The organism is Desemzia incerta, from assembly GCF_900115825.1.
GTDB classification, from domain to species: domain Bacteria; phylum Bacillota; class Bacilli; order Lactobacillales; family Carnobacteriaceae; genus Desemzia; species Desemzia incerta.
The window spans coordinates 170,766-193,265 of the sequence record NZ_FOXW01000004.1; the positions used below are offsets into that span (position 1 = coordinate 170,766).

18 protein-coding genes and 2 riboswitches are annotated in these 22,500 nt (G+C 38.7%); of the genes, 14 read left to right on the forward strand and 4 right to left on the reverse strand.

The window, feature by feature from the left end; translation table 11 throughout:
• The first annotated feature begins 85 nt into the window (after positions 1-85).
• The 3 genes from BM137_RS06490 (at position 86) to BM137_RS06500 (ending at position 4,660) form a co-directional block, all read left to right on the forward strand.
• Positions 86-1,753, forward strand: a complete 1,668-nt coding sequence (locus BM137_RS06490) for a PTS transporter subunit IIBC (protein ID WP_092480356.1) — start codon at positions 86-88, stop codon at positions 1,751-1,753.
• Positions 1,754-1,756: 3 nt separating this feature from the next.
• Positions 1,757-2,572 carry an endonuclease/exonuclease/phosphatase family protein gene (locus tag BM137_RS06495; RefSeq protein WP_092480357.1) on the forward strand — a complete coding sequence of 272 codons (816 nt, stop codon included), beginning with the start codon at positions 1,757-1,759 and terminating at the stop codon, positions 2,570-2,572.
• 450 nt (positions 2,573-3,022) lie between these two features.
• Positions 3,023-4,660, forward strand: a complete 1,638-nt coding sequence (locus tag BM137_RS06500) for a peptide ABC transporter substrate-binding protein (protein WP_092480358.1) — start codon at positions 3,023-3,025, stop codon at positions 4,658-4,660.
• A gap of 90 nt (positions 4,661-4,750) precedes the next feature.
• On the opposite strand, the gene BM137_RS06505 is transcribed toward BM137_RS06500, so the two are convergent.
• Complete coding sequence (locus BM137_RS06505; RefSeq protein ID WP_092480359.1) at positions 4,751-5,122, reverse strand: DUF3899 domain-containing protein; 372 nt, start codon at positions 5,120-5,122, stop codon at positions 4,751-4,753.
• 156 nt (positions 5,123-5,278) lie between these two features.
• On the opposite strand from BM137_RS06505, the gene opp3b reads away from it, so the two are divergent.
• The 6 genes from opp3b (at position 5,279) to BM137_RS06535 (ending at position 12,553) form a co-directional block, all read left to right on the forward strand.
• Positions 5,279-6,220, forward strand: a complete 942-nt coding sequence (gene opp3b / locus BM137_RS06510) for an oligopeptide ABC transporter permease (protein WP_092480360.1) — start codon at positions 5,279-5,281, stop codon at positions 6,218-6,220.
• Between the two features lie 6 nt (positions 6,221-6,226).
• Entirely contained in the window at positions 6,227-7,273 is a 1,047-nt protein-coding gene (gene opp3C, locus BM137_RS06515; RefSeq protein ID WP_092480470.1) for an oligopeptide ABC transporter permease, read from the forward strand.
• 12 nt (positions 7,274-7,285) lie between these two features.
• Positions 7,286-8,452 carry an ABC transporter ATP-binding protein gene (locus BM137_RS06520; RefSeq protein ID WP_092480361.1) on the forward strand — a complete coding sequence of 389 codons (1,167 nt, stop codon included), beginning with the start codon at positions 7,286-7,288 and terminating at the stop codon, positions 8,450-8,452.
• Entirely contained in the window at positions 8,436-9,380 is a 945-nt protein-coding gene (locus BM137_RS06525) for an ABC transporter ATP-binding protein (RefSeq protein ID WP_092480362.1), read from the forward strand. Before BM137_RS06520 ends, BM137_RS06525 begins: the two co-directional genes overlap by 17 nt.
• A gap of 531 nt (positions 9,381-9,911) precedes the next feature.
• Positions 9,912-10,083, forward strand: a riboswitch (Lysine riboswitch).
• Between the two features lie 109 nt (positions 10,084-10,192).
• A complete protein-coding gene (locus BM137_RS06530) occupies positions 10,193-11,806 on the forward strand; it encodes an ABC transporter permease subunit (RefSeq protein ID WP_425248178.1) in 1,614 nt (537 codons plus the stop codon).
• 12 nt (positions 11,807-11,818) lie between these two features.
• Positions 11,819-12,553 carry an amino acid ABC transporter ATP-binding protein gene (locus tag BM137_RS06535; protein ID WP_092480364.1) on the forward strand — a complete coding sequence of 245 codons (735 nt, stop codon included), beginning with the start codon at positions 11,819-11,821 and terminating at the stop codon, positions 12,551-12,553.
• Between the two features lie 264 nt (positions 12,554-12,817).
• Here BM137_RS06535 and BM137_RS06540 read toward each other — a convergent pair whose 3' ends face one another.
• Positions 12,818-13,972, reverse strand: a complete 1,155-nt coding sequence (locus BM137_RS06540; protein ID WP_092480365.1) for a pyridoxal phosphate-dependent aminotransferase — start codon at positions 13,970-13,972, stop codon at positions 12,818-12,820.
• Positions 13,973-14,108: 136 nt separating this feature from the next.
• Positions 14,109-14,280, forward strand: a riboswitch (Lysine riboswitch).
• An 84-nt stretch (positions 14,281-14,364) separates the two neighbouring features.
• Between BM137_RS06540 and dapF the strand changes: the two genes are divergently transcribed.
• The 5 genes from dapF to BM137_RS06565 all read left to right on the forward strand — a co-directional run bounded on the left by dapF (position 14,365) and on the right by BM137_RS06565 (position 19,427).
• Entirely contained in the window at positions 14,365-15,150 is a 786-nt protein-coding gene (dapF, locus tag BM137_RS06545) for a diaminopimelate epimerase (RefSeq protein ID WP_092480366.1), read from the forward strand.
• A 42-nt stretch (positions 15,151-15,192) separates the two neighbouring features.
• Positions 15,193-15,888: a 2,3,4,5-tetrahydropyridine-2,6-dicarboxylate N-acetyltransferase gene (dapD, locus tag BM137_RS06550; RefSeq protein WP_092480367.1), complete on the forward strand. Its 696-nt coding sequence runs from the start codon at positions 15,193-15,195 to the stop codon at positions 15,886-15,888.
• 241 nt (positions 15,889-16,129) lie between these two features.
• Complete coding sequence (locus tag BM137_RS06555) at positions 16,130-16,627, forward strand: DUF2798 domain-containing protein (protein WP_092480368.1); 498 nt, start codon at positions 16,130-16,132, stop codon at positions 16,625-16,627.
• A 166-nt stretch (positions 16,628-16,793) separates the two neighbouring features.
• On the forward strand, positions 16,794-18,134 hold the full coding sequence (locus tag BM137_RS06560) for a dihydrolipoyl dehydrogenase family protein (RefSeq protein WP_092480369.1): 1,341 nt from the start codon (positions 16,794-16,796) through the stop codon (positions 18,132-18,134).
• A 102-nt stretch (positions 18,135-18,236) separates the two neighbouring features.
• Positions 18,237-19,427 carry a coenzyme F420-0:L-glutamate ligase gene (locus BM137_RS06565; protein WP_092480370.1) on the forward strand — a complete coding sequence of 397 codons (1,191 nt, stop codon included), beginning with the start codon at positions 18,237-18,239 and terminating at the stop codon, positions 19,425-19,427.
• A 539-nt stretch (positions 19,428-19,966) separates the two neighbouring features.
• Here the strand turns inward: BM137_RS06565 and BM137_RS06570 are convergent.
• Together BM137_RS06570 and BM137_RS06575 are read right to left on the reverse strand one after the other, a co-directional pair.
• Complete coding sequence (locus BM137_RS06570; protein WP_092480371.1) at positions 19,967-20,863, reverse strand: glycine betaine ABC transporter substrate-binding protein; 897 nt, start codon at positions 20,861-20,863, stop codon at positions 19,967-19,969.
• A 379-nt stretch (positions 20,864-21,242) separates the two neighbouring features.
• The gene (locus BM137_RS06575) at positions 21,243-22,103 is read right to left on the reverse strand and encodes an alpha/beta fold hydrolase (RefSeq protein WP_092480372.1); all 861 of its coding nucleotides are present in this window, start codon (positions 22,101-22,103) and stop codon (positions 21,243-21,245) included.
• Positions 22,104-22,500 lie beyond the last annotated feature (397 nt).

Sequence of the window (22,500 nt, forward strand, 5' to 3'; positions counted from 1 at the left end):
AACGCTTGCATTTTTTCGAATCAGGTCTTATATTTAAAGCAATCGTTTGCATAAGCAAATTGAATATTTTAAAGGAGGATTTAAAATGAAACAATTATTTTCATTTGATTTTTGGCAAAAACTAGGTAAAGCGTTAATGGTCGTTGTGGCTGTTATGCCTGCCGCCGGATTAATGATTAGTATTGGAAAAATGATTGCCATGTTCAGCGGAGATATTACTCTTGTGTTGACCATTGGTAGTGTGATGGAAAATCTCGGTTGGGCTATTATCAACAATCTACATATCTTATTTGCAGTTGCTATTGGAGGTTCTTGGGCTAAAGAACGTGCCGGTGGAGCCTTCGCTGCTCTTTTAGCTTTTATTTTAATTAATATGACTTCAGGTGCTGTCTTCGGAGTTACTTCAGATATGTTAGTAACTGAAGGCGCTACCACAGCCACTTTATTTGGACAAATAATCCCTGTAGATGGTTACTTCACTTCTGTTCTAGGCGCGCCTGCTTTGAATATGGGTGTGTTCGTCGGAATTATTTCTGGATTTGTGGGAGCGGTTATTTTCAATAAGTACTATAACTACCGGAAATTACCGGAAGCCCTTTCTTTCTTTAATGGAAAACGTTTTGTACCTTTCGTAGTCATTGTATGGTCCGTGATTATTTCAATCGGATTGGCACTTGTATGGCCTGTTATCCAAACAGGAATCAACAACTTCGGGCAATGGATCGCAACTTCTAGCGAAACTGCACCCGTATTTGCACCATTTGTCTATGGAACATTAGAACGTTTATTGCTTCCATTTGGTTTACACCATATGTTGACAATTCCAATCAACTATACTGCTCTTGGTGGTACTTACACGGTTTTAACTGGCTCTGGTGCTGGTGGACAAGTATTCGGACAAGATCCATTGTGGTTAGCTTGGGTCAGTGACTTAGTGAACTTGAAAAACGCTGGTGATACTGCTGCTTACAATGAATTATTGACTACTATCACTCCTGCTCGTTTCAAAGTCGGACAAATGATTGGTGCTGCTGGTACATTATTAGGAATTGCTTTTGCAATGTACCGTCGTACTGACAAAGAAAAACGCCCTAAATACAAATCTATGTTCCTTTCTGCTGGTTTAGCTGTTTTCTTAACAGGTGTTACTGAGCCGCTTGAATTTATGTTTATGTTTGTTGCTCCTGCTTTATATGGAGTATATGCTGTTCTTCAAGGAATTTCATTTGCGCTGGCAGATATTATTGCTTTACGTGTTCACTCATTCGGTATCCTTGAATTCTTGACTCGTATTCCGATGTCTGTCAATGCCGGATTAGTATGGGATGTCGTTAACTTTGTGGTATCATGTGTAGTCTTCTTCTTCTTGGCATATTTTGTTTCTTACTGGATGATCGGCAAATTTAAAATTGCTACTCCAGGACGCTTAGGTAATTATATAGAAGAAAACAACGCAGAAGGTGATACTGATGCTGCAACTACTGCTGACGGAACAACAAATGGCGCTGTACCAGATGCTCAAATCAGCGGAATCATTAACGCACTAGGCGGTAAAGACAACATTTCAGATGTAGATGCTTGTATGACTCGTTTGCGTGTAACGGTTAAAGATCCTGCTATCGTTAAAGATGAAGCAGATTGGAAAAAACTAGGCGCTTTAGGTCTAGTTAAAAAAGGAACAGGCATCCAAGCCATTTACGGACCGAAAGCTGATGTGTTAAAATCAGACATCAATGATTTATTAGGAGTGTAATGATTGAAATTTTTATCTTTGAATACTCACAGTTGGATGGAAGACCGTGCGTTAGAAAAACTGGATGATATTTGCAATGCTGTACTGCGTCATCGTTTTGATGTGATTGCATTGCAAGAAGTTAATCAGCTGATGACTTCTTCCCCCGTCGAGCATGCTCATCTTGATGCCTTTACAGCATCAAAAGATAACCACATTGTCAGACAAGATAACTTTGCTTTTGTCTTGCAGCAAAAGCTGGCTGAAAAAGGTCTGCATTATTACTGGACATGGGACTCTTCTCATATTGGTTATGACCGATATGATGAGGGGACGGCATTATTGAGCTTAAAGCCGATCCAATCTGTGATGTCTTTCTTTGTTTCTGAAAATAGGGCTTATGATGATTACAAAAGCCGCAAAGCAGTCGGTATTCAAACTGAATCCGGCTGGCACTTCAGTTTGCATCTTGGTTGGTGGCATGACGATCATGACCCTTTTGCAGCTCAATGGGAACGCTGCTCTGTTGTTCTAAATCGTTTATCAGGTCCCGTATTCTTATTGGGGGATTTCAACAATCCTGCCAACCGAAAGCAAGAAGGTTATCAAATGGTGACTCAAAATTGGTTTGATACTTACCAGTTAGCTGAAGAAAAAGATAAAGGCTTTACCGTTGCAGAAGCTATTGATGGCTGGACAGAAAATCAAGGCGGTTTAAGGATCGATTATATTTTCTCAAATCAGCCAATCAAAACGCTCTCGTCAAAAGTGATTTTCAATGGAGAAAACGAACCAATCGTATCTGATCACTTCGGTGTTTCTGTTGAATTCGATCAGTAAATAAAATAAGACGACTAATCCTTGAGGATAGTCGTCTTATTTTTCTAGTTTCTTCTATCATATATCTATCAATTAGTTGACTCTTTTTATTAAGAGTCGCTAATTCCTGATTTCACAAGTTAATACAGTTTTATGGCAACTGTACTCATTTTTAACCCGTTTTTACTAATGGTTATTTCGCTGTTTTTTCATCGAAAACTCATTTAAAGACACACTGCTTTACTATAGCTTTCTTTTAAATCAGTGTCAATAAAAAGAAATTTTCACGGATGTCAAAATTTTGCTAAACTAAAAAACCCTTATTTAATAGCATTGTTTGAATGTTCAGAATAAACAAAATTGTACAAAAAATAAAAAATGAGAAGTTCTTTTAAATCCAAACTTGTTTTTAATAAACTGTGCACTTATACTAGTACAGTATCTAAAAAAAATTTATGAACGGAGGAAATAATAGTGATAAATAAAAAGGCTTCTTTATTGTTTTTATCATTATGCACTGCTTTAGTATTAGTAGCATGTGGCGGTTCAGGAAACGCCTCCAACTCAGGAGATCAAGTACTGAACTTGGTGGCAACTGCTGAGATCCCTACTATGGATTCAGCTTTAGCTGATGATACTGTTGCTTTTACTGTTTTGACAAACGTTAATGAAGGATTATACCGCCAGACACTTGACGGTACATTAGAATTAGGAATGGCTGCTGAAGATCCTGTTGTCAGCGAAGACGGCTTGACTTATACCTTTAAGATTCGTGAAAATGCAAACTGGTCGAATGGAGACCCAGTAACCGCTCAAGATTTTGTTTACGGGTGGCAAAAACTGGTTGATCCAGAAACTGCAGCTTCTTACTCTTATATGATGAGCGGCGTTATTGCTAATGCTACTCAAATCATGAATGGTGAAATGAAACCAGAAGAACTTGGTGTCACTGCACTAGATGATAAAACTTTAGAAGTACAATTGGAAACAAACCTTCCATACTTTAAAGATTTATTATCTCTAACTATGTTTTTCCCTCAAAACAAAGCTGTTGTCGAAGAACTAGGTGACGATTATGCATTATCAAGTGATAATTTAGTCTATAACGGACCTTTCATGTTAGAGGACTGGGTAGCAGCTGGTGTATCTTGGACATATGTAAAAAACCCTAATTACTGGGACGCAGAGACTGTTGCTTTAGACCAAATCAACGTCGACGTTATGAAAGAAACATCTACTTCATTGAACTTATATGATACTGACGCTACTGACCGTATTTTATTAAAAGGGGAATACGTTTCACAAAGAGCAGGCGATCCTGAAATGCACACAATGCCTACCTCTTCAGTATTCTATTTGAAATTTAGCCAAAACGATCCAAACAGCCCATTGACGAACAAGAACATTCGTAAAGCTATCGCAATGGCATTTGATAAAAAAGCTTACTCTGAAGTTGTTTTACAAGATGGTTCTATTCCAGCTAATGCTTTAGTACCAAGAGGTTTAGCTTTAGATCCTGAAACACAAGAAGATTTCCGTGAACAAAATGGAGATTTATTGTCTTATGATGTAGCAGCTGCTCAAGAATACTGGGAAGCTGGTTTAGAAGAATTAGGTGTAGATTCTATTGAATTAGAATTGCTGTCTGATGACACTGACAACTCAAAACGTTCTTCTGAATTTATCCAAAGTCAATTGACTTCTAACTTAGAAGGATTAAAAATCAATTTGCGTAACGTACCATTCAAAGTTCGTTTAGAAGCCGATAATTCTGGTGACTATGATATCCAATTATCTGGATGGGGTGCTGACTATGCTGACCCAATCAACTTCTTGGAATTATTTGAAACAGGTAACGGAAACAATACTTCAAAATACTCTAATCCAGAATTCGATGCTTTGATTGCTGAATCACGTACAGAAACAGAGGATTTGAAAGCAAGATGGAATTTATTATTAGAAGCAGAAAAAATCATGATGGAAGACGGAGCTATTGGTCCTGTTTACCAACGTGCGAATGCTGTTTTAGAAAAAGATTATGTTGAAAATATCGCAGAACATTTAGTAGGGGCAGAATACTCTTACAAATGGACATCGATTAAAGAATAAATTTTTGCTTATTTGTTTTTGTGAAAGAAAAAAATAAAGCAATCATCGGCTCTTTAATGTAGATGAGCTGATCATTGCTTTATTTTATGATTATAAGAAGTAATCCCATAAGAACAGTATGCTGAGAACGAGAAGAATCATCCCTACTGTTAAAACAGAACGGTACCCTTGTCCTATGGATTTGGAAAGTGCCTGAGGGTCATTGTCTTCTTCTATCTCATCTGTATCTTGCTTTCTTTTTCTTAATTTGGCTACTTTTTTCATACTATAGTGAAAAAAATCAAAGGCTCCGTTAGATAAGACGAATCCAAAAAGACCAATGATCACTAACGGCAACGCTACTAAGAATAAGCTGTTGGCTAAAGGAATCCATTGTACTGTTTGGTAGTTGAACCATTGGAACAAAAGAACTGCAAGAAAGATAATGAACGAAATCAAAATATTTTTTTTAGTGAAGTTCATGATCGGTGTATCCTTTCTTTAAAAGTGACATACCTAATGTAACTAAAAAAAACGATAAATACAATTCAATTCGAAAGCCAGCCTTATATTTCTCTCGTTCTATTATTATGATAAACTGTCTTTTATGAAAAAAATTATGATGGAGGTTGAATCTCAATGAAGAGTTACGCAAAGTACATTGGAAAACGTGTCTTATATATGCTTCTTACTTTGTTCCTAATCGCTTCGATAACGTTCTTTCTAATGAAACTGTTACCTGGTACGCCTTACAGCAACCAAGATAAGTTAAGTGAAGAACAAATAGCCATTATGGATGAAAAATATGGTTTGAATGAACCCGTTATTGTGCAATATGGAATCTATATCTTTGGTCTTGCTACAGGTGACTTGGGAACGTCTTTCCAATTCCACAACACACCGGTTTCTGACCTGATCAGCTACCGAATTGGACCATCCGCTCAAATAGGTATTCAGGCAGTCGTCGTCGGAACGTTGCTGGGAATCGTCTTAGGCGTTGTTTCAGCTATGAAACAAGGAACTTGGGTCGATACCACTGCTACATTGACGGCTATTGTCGGACGATCTATACCTAACTTCGTATTTGCCGTATTGCTGCAATTAGTTTTCGGAGTATGGTTGCGCTGGTTCCCGATCGCTTTATGGACAGGTTTTGCCTCTTCTATCCTGCCTTCAATGGCGTTAGCTATTTCACCGCTGGCCGATTCAGCTCGGTTCATGCGTACAGAAATGGTTGATGTATTGAGCAGTGATTACGTAGAGTTAGCGAAAGCAAAAGGTTTAAGCAAATGGGAAGTGGCTTTTAAACATGGAATCCGTAACGCATTGATCCCATTGATCACTTTATTAGGACCAATGGCCGTTGCTTTGATGACCGGTTCGATGGTAATCGAAAACATCTTTGCTATCCCTGGTATTGGTGAACAATTCGTTAAATCAATTTTAACAAATGACTACCCAACGATCATGGGTGTAACTATGCTTTATTCATTATTATTAGTTTCAGTTATTCTACTTGTTGATATTCTGTATGGAATTATTGATCCTCGTATTAGAGTAGCTACAGAAGGAGGAAAATAATTTATGATGAGCGAAAATAAATTTCAATCTGAAAACTCTATCCCTGATTTGTCACCAGACTTATTCGTCAAAGCAGATGGATTAGATGTTGAAGACAACGAAAAAATTACTGCCCCTTCTCTAAGTTTCTTACAAGATTCATGGCGTCGACTAAAGAAAAACAAAGTGGCTATGGTCAGCATGGTTCTATTGATCGTGATTACATTATTGAGTATTTTTGCTCCTGTAATTGCGCCTAATGATCCAAATGCTCAAGTTATCGAGCATGCTAACTTGCCGCCTAGAATTGAAAATATCAACATCAATGGTTTTAACGGAACGATTATAGAAAACGACAAACGTATCGATAAATACGCAGCTAAAGATGTTCCTAATGACGTCAACTACTACTTAGGTACTGACAGTCTAGGTCGTGATTTATTTTCTCGTATTTTATATGGTACACGCGTATCCCTATTTATTGCTTTTGTAGCAGCCTTATTGAACCTGACGATTGGGGTAACTTATGGTCTGTTGTCTGGTTGGCTTGGAGGAAAAGTGGATAACGTGATGCAACGTATTTTGGAAATTCTATCAGGAGTTCCAAACTTGGTTATCGTTATCTTGATGTTATTGGTATTAGATCCAGGTATCTGGTCTATCATCATTGCATTAGCTTTGACTGAATGGATTTCAATGGCTCGTATCGTTCGTGCTCAAACATTGAAATTGAAAAACCAAGAATATGTTTTAGCAGCTAAAACTCTTGGACAATCTACATTAAGTATTGCGTTCAAACATATCTTGCCTAACTTATTGGGTGTCGTGATCATTCAAGTTATGTTCTCTATCCCTTCTGCTATTTTCTTTGAAGCTTTCTTGAGCTTTATCGGTATCGGTATTCCGGCTCCTAACGCTTCATTAGGTACATTGATCAATGATGGATACAAGACATTCCGTTTCTTGCCTCATTTGATGTGGTACCCTTCAGCAGTAATGAGTATGATCATGATCAGCTTCAACTTGCTGGCAGACGGCTTACGTGATGCATTTGATCCAAAACTGAGAGATTAGGAGGAAACCTGGATGGAAAATATATTAGAAGTAAAAGACTTAAATATTTCATTTGATACGTATGCAGGACAAGTTCATGCGATTCGTGGAGTGAACTTTGATTTAAAACCTGGTGAAACGTTAGCCATCGTTGGTGAATCTGGATCTGGAAAATCAGTAACCAGTCGAAGCATCATGCGTTTATTGGCCAACAATGCCAACGTTGACAGCGGAGAGATCCTTTTCAAAGGTGAAGACCTGATCAAAAAATCTGAAAAACAAATGCAAAAAATTCGTGGTTCAGAAATCGCTATGATCTTCCAAGATCCAATGACTTCTTTGAACCCTACTCAAAAAATCGGCAAGCAAATTGCTGAACCGATTTTGAAACATCAAGACGTTTCTAAAGAAGAAGCCTTTAAAAAAGCTGAAGAATTATTAGGTTTGGTTGGGATTCCTAATCCTGCAAAAAGAATGAACCAATACCCTCACCAGTTTTCAGGTGGACAACGTCAACGTATCGTTATTGCGATCGCTTTGGGTTGCAACCCGGATATCTTGATTGCTGACGAACCTACAACAGCGTTAGACGTTACGATCCAAGCACAAATTTTGGAATTGATGAAAGAATTGCAGCAAAAAATCAAGACTTCTATCATTTTCATCACTCATGACTTAGGTGTTGTAGCAAACGTTGCTGACCGTGTAGCGGTTATGTATGCTGGTAAATTCGTTGAAGTAGGGACTGTTGACGAGATTTTCTATAATCCGCAACATCCATACACTTGGGGGCTATTGAGTTCTATGCCTACTTTGGAAACAAGCGGCTCTTTATACGCTATTCCTGGAACGCCTCCAGACTTGTTGAATCCTCCTAAGGGTGATGCATTTGCTCCTCGTAGCGAGTATGCGTTGAAAGTAGATACAATGTACGAACCGCCTTTATTCAAATTATCTGACACTCATTTTGCAGCAACTTGGTTATTACATCCGGATGCTCCAAAAGTTACTCCTCCAGCTGGTATCGTAGCCCGTCAAAACGGCTTCCGTGCTAAGCAAGTGGACCTTGCTCCGTCAAGCGACCTGACAAAACTGAGCGGTCAAGATGTTGAGATCGATCAAGAACAAGGCAATCTTTCAGTTGATGAAATCACAACTGAACGTGATTCGAAAGGAGAAGTAAATGAGCCAAGATACTAATCGTAAAAAACTTTTAGAAGTAAAAAACTTAAAACAGTACTTTAACGTTGGTTCTAAAAATGAAGTCAAAGCCATTGACGATGTTTCTTTCGATATTTATGAAGGTGAAACTTTCGGGCTTGTAGGGGAATCTGGTTGTGGGAAAACGACAACTGGACGTACGATCATTCGTTTGTACGACCCGACTGACGGTGAAATTTACTTTGATGGTACTAAAGTTCATTCCTTACACGGAAGAAAAGATCAATTAGACTTTCGTAAAAACATGCAAATGATTTTCCAAGACCCTTATGCTTCTTTGAATCCTCGTATGAAAGTAAGAGATATCATTGCTGAAGGAATTGAGATTCACAAATTAGCCAACAGCGAAGAAGAAGTTACTGCTCGTGTAGAAGAATTGCTGGAATTAGTTGGATTAAACAAAGACCACTCTTCTCGTTACCCGCATGAATTTTCAGGTGGACAACGTCAACGTATCGGAATCGCTCGTGCTTTAGCAGTGGATCCTAAAATGATCATCGCTGATGAGCCGATTTCTGCTCTTGACGTGTCTATCCAAGCGCAAGTAGTCAACTTGTTGATGGAATTGCAGAAAAAACAAAAATTAACGTTCTTGTTTATTGCACATGACTTGTCTATGGTGAAATACATTAGTGACCGTATCGGTGTAATGTACTTTGGTAAAATCGTTGAATTAGCGCCTGCTGACGACGTATACAACAAACCATTGCATCCATATACAGAAAGTCTGCTTTCAGCTATTCCATTGCCTGACCCAGATTACGAACGCAATCGTACTCGCTTTGCTTACACTCCTCGTCCTTCAAATGGCGAAGAAGAAAAGCTGAGAGAAATCGCACCAGGACATTTTGTGTACTGTCGTGAATCAGATGTACCAGGTCTTCAAGAAAAATTAGCTAAATACTAATTATTCTATCCCCTGCTATTCGGCAGGGGATTTTTTGTTTTCTTTAATTTCTAACAAAATTTCTTCCGACTTATAGGGGAATTATAGACAGCCATGGGACCACCTCGAGCCAAAGATCATGTCCTAAGGCTACAAGCACTCCCATGTTTCTCCTGAAATTTTTAGACGTATGTTTCTCATGGATGTAGAATTAAAAATAAATGTATTTAGTCAACTCTTTTCAGTTCTAGTATTTGCATAAAAACTAGATTGTATACTATTTGATATTAGTAAGTTACGATTAGTTCGTGAAGCTGTGACATACTGTCTTCGCCACTTCCTTGTTGGCTTTGAACGGTGAATTTTTGTCGCATTTAAAGAGTTTATTGAATTCCTTAAAACTAAAATAGTTTTTATAAAGACGTGTAAATAAACAGTATCGTCTTTACTTAAAAACTATAAGATGGAAAATTTTGCAATAAAAAATTGACAACTGTATAATTTTCTTCTAAAATCTTATACAGATCACCAATTAAATACGAGTATCCTTAATATTTTGATAGAGGTCGCGAGGTTCATTAATCCTGCTGAGTGAGGCAACACTGTGAAGCAGAGCTAGGGGACATCGCCGAAACAAAATGATTCTTGCTTGAACATTTTGTTGGGTTGCAAATGAACAATTTGTAAACTGTCTCAGCTATTGCTGAGTTGCGCTATGCTTGTAAAAGGTTTGCCGACGTAAAGTCTTCAGCCATTTCCCAATCATGGACGATGGCTTTTTTTGTACCTTTTTTTCTATCATTTGTTCAGACCTCGTGAAAGGAATGAGTCATTTGAAAAAAAATATTTTACTTTTACTACTAAGTGTCATTTGCTTTGTCTCTTTAGCACAACCTCTAACGGTGAAAGCACAAGAACAAAGTCCTGATAATGAATTTCGGGTTGGTTTAGAAGCCAGTTATGCACCTTTTAATTGGACACAGACATCTCCAGATAACGGTGCTGTTCCTATTTTTGGAGAGGAAGGGTCTGCTTATGCTGGTGGATATGACGTTCAGATCGCGAAAAAAATCGCAGACGGATTAGGCAAAAAATTAGTCATTGTCAAAGTCCAATGGGATGGCCTGGTTCCTGCGTTGCAGTCTGGAACGATTGATGCCGTTATTGCCGGAATGTCTCCAACTGAAGAACGCCGTGAGCAAATCGACTTTACCGATGCCTATTATGAGTCAGATTTAGTGGTAGTCACTCGAAAAGACAGTCCATTTGCCGATGCACGCAACCTGTCTGATCTTTCTAACGCAAAAATCACTGCCCAACAGAGTACGTTTCATTACACTGTTATTGATCAAATACCCGATGTACAAAAAGAACAAGCCATGAAAGATTTTTCGGCCATGCGTACTTCCCTTGCTTCAGGTGTCATTGACGGTTACGTTAGCGAACGTCCTGAAGGGATAACAGCTACTGGTGCTAATCCAGACTTAACCATGGTGGAATTTGATGAGGGAGAAGGATTCCAAACCAATCCCGAAGACGTGCAAGTGGCTATTGGAATGCGTCAAGGAGATCCAGATCTTGAACGAATCAATGAAATCATCGCAACCATTTCCGAAGATGAACGTACAGAATTAATGGACACTGCCATTAAAGAGCAACCTGCTGCAGTAGAAGAAGTACCTGATGGCGAAACTGCAGAATCTGATTCAGATGAAGGGTTGCTTAGTGATTTTAGAAACATTTTAGATGAATATGGTATCCTCTTTCTTCGTGGAACAGGTCTGACTCTTTTTATCGCTGTATTTTCAACTATTGTTGGGTTGCTGATTGGATTGCTCATTGGTATTTTCCGTTCACTGCCCTCTGCTGAAAATCCATTTAGCCGTTTCCTCCAAAAACTTGTGCATGGACTTTTGACTATCTATATTGAAGTCTTTCGTGGAACTCCCATGATCGTGCAAGCAATGGTCATTTATTATGGAACGGCATTAGCCTTTGGTGTCTCTATGAACCGGACAGTTGCAGCGTTATTGATTGTGTCGATCAATACTGGAGCGTATATGTCTGAAATCGTCAGAGGGGGCATCTTCGCTGTTGACAAAGGTCAAACTGAAGCTGCTCAAGCCATTGGAATGACACATGGCCAAACAATGATCAAGGTTGTCCTTCCCCAAGTAATGCGGAATATCCTGCCGGCAACGGGTAATGAGATCATTATCAATATTAAAGACACGGCTGTTCTGAGTGTTATTAGTGTTGCTGACTTGTTCTTCCAAGGAACAACCGCTGCGGGTACTAACTACCAATACTTCCAGACTTTCACGATCGTTGGTGTTATCTATCTTGTCTTAACGATTTCAGCAACTCAGCTCTTACGTCTGGTCGAACGAAAAATGGATGGTCCAAGTGAATATGCCATGCTTGATGAATTAAATCCTGAGGAATAAGGAGGTCTTCTCGTGTCAGCAACTATTGAAATTAATCATTTAAAAAAGAATTTTGGAAAAAATGAAGTCTTAAAAGATATCAGCCTTTCCGTTACTAAAGGGGAAGTTGTTACTATTATCGGCTCTTCCGGATCAGGAAAATCTACACTGCTTCGCTGCATAAATTTATTAGAAAAACCAACCAGCGGAGAAATCATTTATAAAGGTGAAAATGTTCTGAAAAAAGGATACAGTTTGCCAAAATACCGTAAAAATCTGGGTATGGTATTCCAATCTTTCAACTTGTTCAATAACATGAACGTTTTAGAGAACTGTGTCACTGGACAAGTAACTGTATTGAAAAGAGATCGTGAGGAAGCAGAAAAAATTGCTCAAGAAAACCTGCAACTAGTTGATATGGAAAGATACGTCAATGCTAAACCGAATCAACTTTCTGGGGGACAAAAACAGCGTGTAGCTATTGCACGAGCTTTGTCTATGAATCCAGACGTTATGCTGTTTGATGAACCGACTTCTGCTTTGGATCCAGAAATCGTCGGAGAAGTTTTGAAAACTATGAAACACTTAGCAGAAACAGGTTTGACGATGGTCATCGTCACGCATGAAATGGGTTTTGCAAAAGAAGTTTCTGACCGCGTGATCTTCATGGATAAAGGCGTTATCGCTGAATCTGGAACTCCTGAAGAAATTTTCAATCATCCTAAAGAAGAACGTACGAAAGCCTTTCTGTCTCGAGTATTGAACTAGCTTTAGCATTGCATTTAATATTGTTTTTTTAACGTAAGTTTTAAACGACGAGGTTCAAGGAGCTCTTGCCGATAATCTGATGGTCTTGAAATTTTATCGTTTAACCCATAGAAGAGTCCCATACAGTAAGCATTCTATGCTCTGTCTGTATGGGACTCTTCTTTTATTTGCTGGTTTAGGTATTGCGGAATCTGCGAGCACGCTTTCCGTCCCCTTTTTGAGGATTTTGATGCCTTTTAGGAACGCAAACCATTTGAGCATACCTTACTGCTCTTCTGCTTTAGGTAAACGAGAAAGGAAAAGCTCCAATCTGTCCATCGCTTCTTCTAAAACGTTCCTGTCGACACAAAAACTGATTCGTACATAATCATCTGCTTCAAAATAGCTGCCTGGAATCAAAGCTACTCCTTGATCAAGAACTAATTGTTTACAAAATTCATAGGAAGTCATCCCATATTTTTTGATCGATGGCAGTATGTAAAAAGTACCGTCTGGCAATTCCACGTCCACGCCCATAGCTCTCAAACGGTCATAAACATAATCTCTCCGTAAGCGGTAAGAATCCAGCATCTCTTTCACATCGTAATCCAGTGCAGCTATAGCGGCATCTTGAATGAAGGTGTTGACGCATGAAAGCACATATTGGTGAATTTTGAGGGCTTCTTCAATAAATTCCTGATCCGCTATTAAGTATCCGATACGCCAACCAGTCATAGCGTATGGTTTCGAGAAACTTTGACACGTGATGATATATTTTTTGATATCCGTATATTGCGATAATGGCTTAGGTAACTCAGTAAACACTAATTGATTGTAAACTTCATCGCTGATCACAAAAAGCTCATGTTTCTTCACAGCTTCATAGATTACTTTTAGTGAAGAAGCATCCAGCATCGTTCCTGTGGGGTTGTTTGGAGTATTGATGATAATAGCTTTAGTCTTAGGAGTGATCACTGCTTCCAGCATTTCTTCAGACAGTTGAAATTGGTTCTCAGAAGTATCGATAGAGACGCATACTCCTCTATTCATTTGAATCAATTGCCGATATAAAGGAAAAGCGGGTTGTAAAATAATCACTTCTTCTCCAGGATTCAATAGAGTCGCTAAAGCCGTTGAAATAGCTTCTGTAGAACCAACTGTGATCATGACTTCTTCTGGTGAATAATCTACGCGATTCGTTTTTTTCTCAAATGCACAAATGGCTTCTCTTAGTTCAAGGCTTCCTTGAGCTGATGAATAGCGTGTTTGGTTTCTATTTAAAGAATCGATTGCCGCTTCTTTTATAGATTCTGGTGTTGGAAAATCTGGTTCTCCTAAAGTTAGGAACAGTGAAGCCTGATTATCTACTGCATATTGGTTGAATGCCCGTATTTCGCTTGTTTGCAATTGAAGGACGTCTTTATTCAATAGTTCTTTCATTCGATCACTCCTTTTTCTTATGAAAAAAAGTGTACCAGTTTGCAGAAAAAAAACAATCTTTAATTTTTTCTTTTTTGACAAATAGACAAAGAAAACATTTAGTGGTAAGATATAAAAAATCAAAAACGTAAATTAAAAATTGAATAGAGGTAGCAATGTAGATGAGTACTACACCAGAGAAGGCATTCTGTGACGGTGTACGAAAGGCAGCCATTGCCGAACGATAAAGATCGGCGGATCTTTTTTCGTGGGGATATAGGGAATACCTATGTCACTCCTGCTGGAACAGCAGAGGCGCTATTATATGTCTGCAAAACAATTGCATACATTTAAGACGCCAGCAATGGGGTCTTTTTTTGTTGCTTGGAAAAAAATATAAAAGGGGTTTTGGTATGTCGACTTATAAATACAACGGTTGCGGCAATACTTTTGTGATCCGTGATTTTGAAGATGGAATGAATTATGCTGAGGAAGCTACTGTTTTATGCAGTTCAGAACAATTTGATACAGATGGGCTTATTGTCGTCAAACAAAACCCTTTGGAGATGCTGCTGTTCAATCGTGACGGCTCTCAAGCTCCGATGTGCGGCAACGGAATTCGTTGTTTTGCCAAATACGTTCTGGACAAAGGTTTGTCTGCAGAAAACCAATTTGCTGTCCAAACCTTGGCGGGCGAAATGACCGTAGACATCCTCCAACATGAGCCCTTCTATTGCGAAGTCAATATTGGCCGGCCTGATTATTCAAATGAAGCTTTTGGAGCTGCGGATGATGCTTCTTACGTCAATCGAACGATTTATATTGATGGGAAAGAGATTACATTCACTAGTTTATTTATGGGAACTGTACATACGGTTGTTTTTGTAGAAGATGCACCGGCTATGCTGGAATCCGATTTAGGCGAAAAGCTTTGTCACCACCCTTTATTTGCACAGCAAACCAACGTTAATTTTGTACAGGTGTTGAATCAAGAAGAACTGATCGTGCGGACTTTTGAGCGCGGTGTCGGCTGGACATTGGCTTGCGGGACTGGATGTAGTGCCAGCTTCGTCGTAGCCAGAGACGCAGGTCTCGTAAAAGATAAGGTGACTGTACATTTAGAACAAGGGGCATTGACCATTTCTGGAACAGAAGATGTTTATATGAACGGTCCAGCTGTATTTGAATACAAGAAATAATTTTAGCAAAATATTCTTTAACCCACTAGGAGGACATTTCCCATGAACGCACAAGACATTATTCTATTTATCCAACAAGCTAAAAAACAGACACCGGTAAAAGCTCATATCAACCTGACCGAGTCTATTGATTTCCCGAACTGTAAAGTATTTGGAGAAGGACTCTCTAAAGTTGTTTTCGGAGATTATGAAGATTTGAAGGTCATTCTTGAACTAAATAAAGAGTACATCAGTGATGTAGAATTGGAATACGATCGTAGAAACAGCGCTGTTCCTCTTCTTGACACTACCGACATAAATGCCCGCATAGAACCCGGAGCTATCATCCGAGACCAAGTGGAAATCCACGATCATGCTGTGATCATGATGGGAGCGGTCATCAATATTGGTGCTGTCATCGGTGAAAAAAGCATGATCGATATGGGAGCTGTTCTTGGCGGTCGAGCTATTGTTGGTAAAAATTGCCATATCGGTGCTGGTGCTGTTTTAGCCGGTGTTGTCGAACCTGCTTCAGCCACTCCTGTAGTAGTCGAAGACGACGTTTTGATTGGCGCTAATGCTGTTGTTATTGAGGGCGTTCGAATCGGTAAAGGAAGTGTTGTCGCTGCTGGTGCTGTTGTTATTGAAGACGTTCCAGAAAACGTCGTAGTTGGCGGCATCCCTGCTCGTATCCTGAAGGAAAAAGATGAAAAAACAACCCATAACACGGAATTAATCGCTGCCTTACGTGAGTTGTAAAATCATTTTCTCGTTTTAAAAAAATTTGTTGCTGTTAAATAATGCGGGTTTTCTAAAAATAAAATCTCTCTATTTAAATGAAAAATTCAGCTTTAATTATGGTATACTTTAAAAATCAGTGTGTAACGATAAACGGAAAGCCATCTGAATCAGGGCTTTCCGTTTTTTTTGTTATCTTCCATCTTTAGATGTTTTTATATACAACGCTTACCATCTGAAAAAAAATTTTGGAGCTGATACTATGAAAGAAGAAACAAGAATGCCTCAAAACGGAAAAGAATTTATTTTATTTTTAGCTGTAATCTCAATTATTTCCGTCAACACTATTGCGCCATTGATCATGGCTTTACAATTTGGATTTACTAAAGCCGTTTATCTGCAGACATTGAAAACTATTCCATTCATGTGGATTATTGTCGTACTGATCGTCCCTTTTATTGTTGAACCTATTGTAAATAATTTGATGCCGAAATTCACTCAACCTACTGATAGTTTTAATGCTGCAACGTTGTTCCATATCTTTTTCAGCGTTTTAATCATGTCTATCTTATTGACTGTTATTGGTACTTGGGTAGGAACAAGAACCATTTCTATGGAACCAATCAAAACTTTCTTCTATAATTGGCCGCGAAATTTCACGATCGCCTTTTTCATTGAGCTAGTAGTCGCTCAACCTTTGGCTCGTTTAGCGATGATTTTGATCCATAAACAACGAGCAAATAAAACGGTAAATTCTTAATTTGAGCTTTAAAAATAGAAAATCAACCTTTACGAGTCTTTTTTCGTAAAGGTTGGTTTTTTATTTTCTAACGAATCCTAAGGTTTTTTGTTTTTAAAGTAAGGTTTTCTGTGTTACAAAGAAGCAAAGATACCTTAAAACAATCAATAAAAAGGAGATTGAGGAAATGAAAAAGAACTTTGATAGTGTTGTGATTGGGAGCGGTGTTGCTGGACGGGGAGCTGCTTCCAGTTTAGCCGCTGCCGGGAAAAAAGTTGCTATTGTAGAAGAAGACTTATGGGGAGGAACCTGTCCAAATAGAGGCTGTGATCCGAAAAAAGTACTGCTTTCTGCAGTCGAAGCTAGAGACGCAGCACTGCAATTAAAAGAAAAAGGATTGCATACTGTTCCTGAAGTCAACTGGCCAGATTTAATGGCTTTTAAAGAAACGTTTACTCGTCCAGTACCTGAACAAACGAAAGACAGTCTCCAATCCTCTGGAGTAACTACTTTTTTCGGCAATGCATCATTTACTCCGAAACAAACCTTACAGGTAAATGAAGATGAACTAGAAGCTGAACAGTTTATCATCGCAACTGGAGCCCGCCCCTCTTTTCTCGATATTGAAGGAAAGGAACACTTTCTAACGAGCAACGACTTCTTAACTCTTCCAGAAATGCCGAAAACCATCACTTTTGTCGGTGGAGGATACATTGCTTTTGAATTTGCAGCTATTGCTAATGCAGCTGGCGCTGAAGTACATCTTATCCAACACAATGATCGTCCTTTGAAGGCATTTGACAAAGAACTGGTGGACCTTTTGATGAAACAATTAGAAGCTAAAGGTGTTAATTTCCATTTAAACATAGAGATCACAAAAATCACAGCTGCTGAAAACGGCTTTGTGATAACTGATGATTCTGATTTCCAACTGAATAGTGATCTTGTTTTCTGTACTACAGGGCGGATACCGAATACAGAAGCTTTGCATCTTGAAAACGTTGGCGTTGAGTACGATAAAAAAGGCATCCTAGTAAACGGTTATCTCCAAACCAGCAATGCTGCTATTTTCGCTCTAGGAGACGTTTTATCTAAAAAACAACCTAAGTTAACGCCTGTTTCCAGTTTTGAAGCGGATTATTTAGTATCTCATTTGACGGAAAAACAGTCTGAACCTATAGCTTATCCAAGCATCCCTACGATGGTCTTTTCTGGTCCCAAATTAACCCAGGTTGGAGTAACAGCTGAAACCGCAGCGGACAATCCGAATGACTATGAATTATCCACTATAGACGCTACTAAATGGTTCAGTTACAGCCGGACAAACGAACCCATTTCAACTGTTAAGATCATTACAGATAAAAAGACTGGATTATTAGTCGGTGCAGCTTGTTTAAATAACGAAGCTGATGAATTGATCAATTATTTCAGTCGAATGATCGATCAAAAAATGAGTGCTGAAGAGCTGTCTAAAAAAGTATTTGCTTATCCAACGATTGCCAGTGATTTAAGCTACTTTTACTCTTGATTCTTGCCTTATAAAATCCATGAGTCTAATTTACATTCTTGCAAGAACAAGGTATAGTAGTAATGGTTTGAAATTAGCTTACCTATTAGAGGAGAGATCATATTGGAAAGAGTAGTTGGAACAGTAGTACGAGGACTTCGTGGTCCAATCATTAATAAAGGAGACGACATCGAGCAGATCGTAGTAGATACAGTCTTAAATGCGTCAAATGTTGATGGTTTTTCAATCGAAGATCGTGATATTGTAACCGTAACTGAGTCTATCGTAGCCCGTGCACAAGGAAACTATGCCACAATCGATGATATCGCCGCAGATGTTCAATCTAAATTTGCTGGAGATACGATTGGTGTTATTTTCCCTATCCTTAGCCGTAACCGTTTTGCAAATAACTTGCAAGGTATCGCTAGAGGAGCAAAAAAAGTTGTTTTAATGTTGAGCTATCCATCTGATGAAGTGGGAAATCACTTAGTAAACATTGATGAGTTAGACACTAAAGGGATCAATCCTTGGACTGACATTTTAACTGAGCCTCAATTCCGTGAACACTTTGGTCAAGTCACTCATCCCTTTACTGGAGTAGACTACATCGAGTACTACAAAGGGATCGTCGAATCAGAAGGTGCTGAATGTGAAGTTATCTTCTCAAACAATCCAAAAACGATTTTATCATACACTAAAAGCGTACTAACATGTGATATTCATTCACGTTTCAGAACAAAACGTATTCTAAAAGCTAATGGTGCTGAAAAAGTATATGGTCTTGACGACATCCTTTCAGAATCTATCAACGGCAGCGGATTTAATGAAGCTTACGGTTTGCTTGGATCAAATAAAGCAACCGAAGAAAGCGTAAAATTATTCCCTAATAATTGCCAACCTATCGTAGACGGCATCCAAGCAAAAATCAAAGAATTGACTGGAAAAACAGTTGAAGTAATGGTTTATGGCGATGGAGCTTTCAAAGATCCAGTTGGAAAAATCTGGGAACTTGCTGATCCTGTAGTATCTCCAGGTTTTACTGAAGGTCTTAAAGGAACACCTAATGAAGTGAAATTGAAATACTTAGCTGACAACAATTTCTCTCAACTACGCGGAGACGAATTGAAACAAGCTATTTCTAAATACATTGAAAACAAACAAGAAGACTTGGTTGGATCAATGGAAGCACAAGGAACAACTCCTCGTCGTCTGACTGACTTGATTGGTTCATTGTCTGATTTAACTTCTGGAAGTGGAGACAAAGGAACACCTATGGTCTACATCCAAGGATACTTCGACAACTACACAGTTTAGAGAGCGGAGAAAGTTGTTTAGATTATTGAATATAAAAATGCCCACCATAGTTAAGTGCTTTTCTTAACAATGGTGGGCATCTTTATAGGCATATGATCTAACTTTCGCAGCTCGTTTTAAAAGCATAGATGTCTGAATCTCAAAGCACATATAGAGAGCGGAGAAAGTTGTTTTAACACATGAAAATGCTTGATTTCGAAAGCGGCTGGAAGAAAATCTTCCAGCCGCTTTTTGTTTTTTTTTAGAATATAAGGTAACTTTGGTTTTGCTAGGACAAAATGGGTGCTCAGATTTGGTCTATTAATCAAGTGAAGTCTAGTTTAGGACCCACTTGATTAATAGATAGGTTCTATTGATCAAGTGGCAGCTCTTTTTATGCTCACTTGACTAATAGCTCAGTCCTATTGATCAAGTGACAGCCTATTGCATCCTCACTTGACTAATAGAACAGATTGAACGCCCCACTTTTCCATCATCTATCGAAAACAGCCTCTCGATTCGCGAAAAGTCGTGAATCGAGAGGCTGTATTTTTCATTTCTTATTCTTTTGGTTCTAGATCTTCAATAGAATCAATGTCCATATACTCCGGCACTACAAAACCGTTTTGCGTTCCGGTCAAGTTAGGTCCTAAGTCTACTAGATCTTCTTTGTATTTTTCATAAAAAGAGTTGTGTGTAGTAGGCAGCCAAGGAGAAATAGAAGCATCTGCTTTTCCGTTTGCTACTGCTTCAAATAAAATCGCAGGATCCACATCAGATACGGTCACATCGTAGCCTTGTTGCTCTAAAACAGTTGCTAGAACTTGGCTAGAAGCTCGTTCTGAATCCCAAGGTGTTGAGACTAAGTCGATTTCTTTTCCGTCTACTTTTTCTGTACCTTCTAACCAGCCATTGATTTTTTCTGGGTTGGATTCTATCCAATCTGCTGAAGCTTCTTCAATGGAACTCGTTTGAGCGTCAAACGTGATTTTTTCCATATCTTCAACTTCCCATTCAAAGGCATCTAAAATTTTATAAGCATTTGGCATTTCTTCTTCAAATCCTAGTCGGGCAATGGTATGGATACTTTCTACTTCTCCCAATGTTCCTTTAGGATCCTCAATAAATTTCAAGTCATACTGGGTAAATTTGTAATGAGGAGCCCAGCCTGTAACAATAATAGGTTCTTCATTTTCAATCGCTTGCCCAAGCAGCGTCAACATACCTGCTGTAGAACTTTCTTCCAGTTCCCATCCCTCTAGATTATCGTATTCTTCTAATGTCTTTTCTGATAAACCTGTCAATCCTGCTCCAGGTTCGATACCTATAATAGTATGCTCTACTTGTTCACTGATGCTGTTATTCGCACTTGCAGCATCTTCTTCTTTACTACCGCATCCTGCTGCAAGCAGCACCGTTGTCAATCCCATCGTTATCCCTATGTTTCTTACTTTCATTTCTTTTCCTCCATCATATTAAAAGCATTCCACTTTTTTATTTCGGCTAATGTTTCGTCCTTGAGCAACGCATGATTAAATGCATCAATCAAGGGATAGTTAGTCTTTTCGCTCCACTTTGTTTTTTGATTACCGATAACCATATGTACAAATAAGCAGTTCTTTCTATTAGGAATCCATTAATACTCAGAAGTATACCCCTGTTTTTATTCACTTATATGCAATTTAATCTTGAGGCCTCCTCTCTTGAGAGCAGGTCACCGATTTAGAATAGCCACTATCCACTGTAGCATTAATCGTGTATCGTTTCAAATTTGATGAATAAAAACACAGAAATAGACAGCGCTGCTTCTTTCAGCAAACACTGTCTCTATTTTGGTTATTCTCTTATAAAATCAATCATCCACTCATTTACTTGTTCGGCTTTTTCATGTTGAATCCAGTGCGTCGCTTCGCCGATTAATCTTCCTCGACCATTATCGCAGTACTCTAAACTTTTGCTTGCTAATTCTTGACCTAAAAACTGGTCTTTAGCCCCCCAGATCACAAAAGTCGGGACTTTCACTCTTGCGGAAACCTTTTGGCTGGAAGGGTAACGAACTAAAGCGCGATACCAATTGATCATCGAACGCATCGCTCTAGGCTGCGACCAAGCAGAGCGGTAACGTTGCAGGTCCTCTTCACTAAACGTCCCTTTTTGACTGGTTGCTTTCAACGCTTTCACTGCCGGTTCCCAATCAGACACACTAAACAGTCGTTCCGGCACTCCTCGTAGTTGGAAAAAACCGATATAAGAACTTTTCAAAATTTGCAGCGGATGCTGTAGTATTTGCTTAGCCATAGCTTGTTCATGAGGTACATTCAAGATGATCAATTTGTGCAGCAGATCAGGGTACTCTCTTGCCACCCTCCAAGCAACGATGCCTCCCCAGTCATGTCCAACCAAATAGACTTTTTCTTTTCCGGAAGCTTTGATTAATCCGGCAATATCAGCTGCTAAATCTTTCATTTGATAATCACGGATATTTTTAGGTTTGTCGCTGAGATTATACCCTCTCTGGTCAGGAACCCAAACTCGGTAGCCTTGACTCGCTAAAGCGGAGATTTGTTTTTCCCACCCGTACCAAAATTCAGGAAAACCATGCAGTAAAAGAACCACTTCTCCTTCTTTTGGTCCTGCTTGAACCACATGCAGCTTGATGCCGTTTGTTTCAATAAACGTATGTTCAATAGTTTCCATTTTGCTTACAACCTCCTGATCGACTCTAAGTTTCAAATTGTTGGATGACTAGTTGATAATGGTATTTACTTTCCTATATTCTAGTTCATCTTTTGTTAGTATTCGAAAGATAAGGCTTTTAAAAATATCTACAAAAAAAGAAAGCCACTTGTAGGCTTTCCTTTCCGATGGAATATTAAATATCACTAGTGTTGTATAAAAAATCATAAAAGCAGACTTCAATTTTTTTAACTTCGTCACATGTTTTTTCCGTGACTTTTTCTAGAAAATTTTAATGTTATTTTGTTTTACCTACAACGTTTCCCGACAATCTACATTTAACCAGATTCAATTAGTTTCTTAAACTGCACGTATAGTTCAAATTGAGTTTAAGCTTTATGAGCAAGTCAAGTAAGTA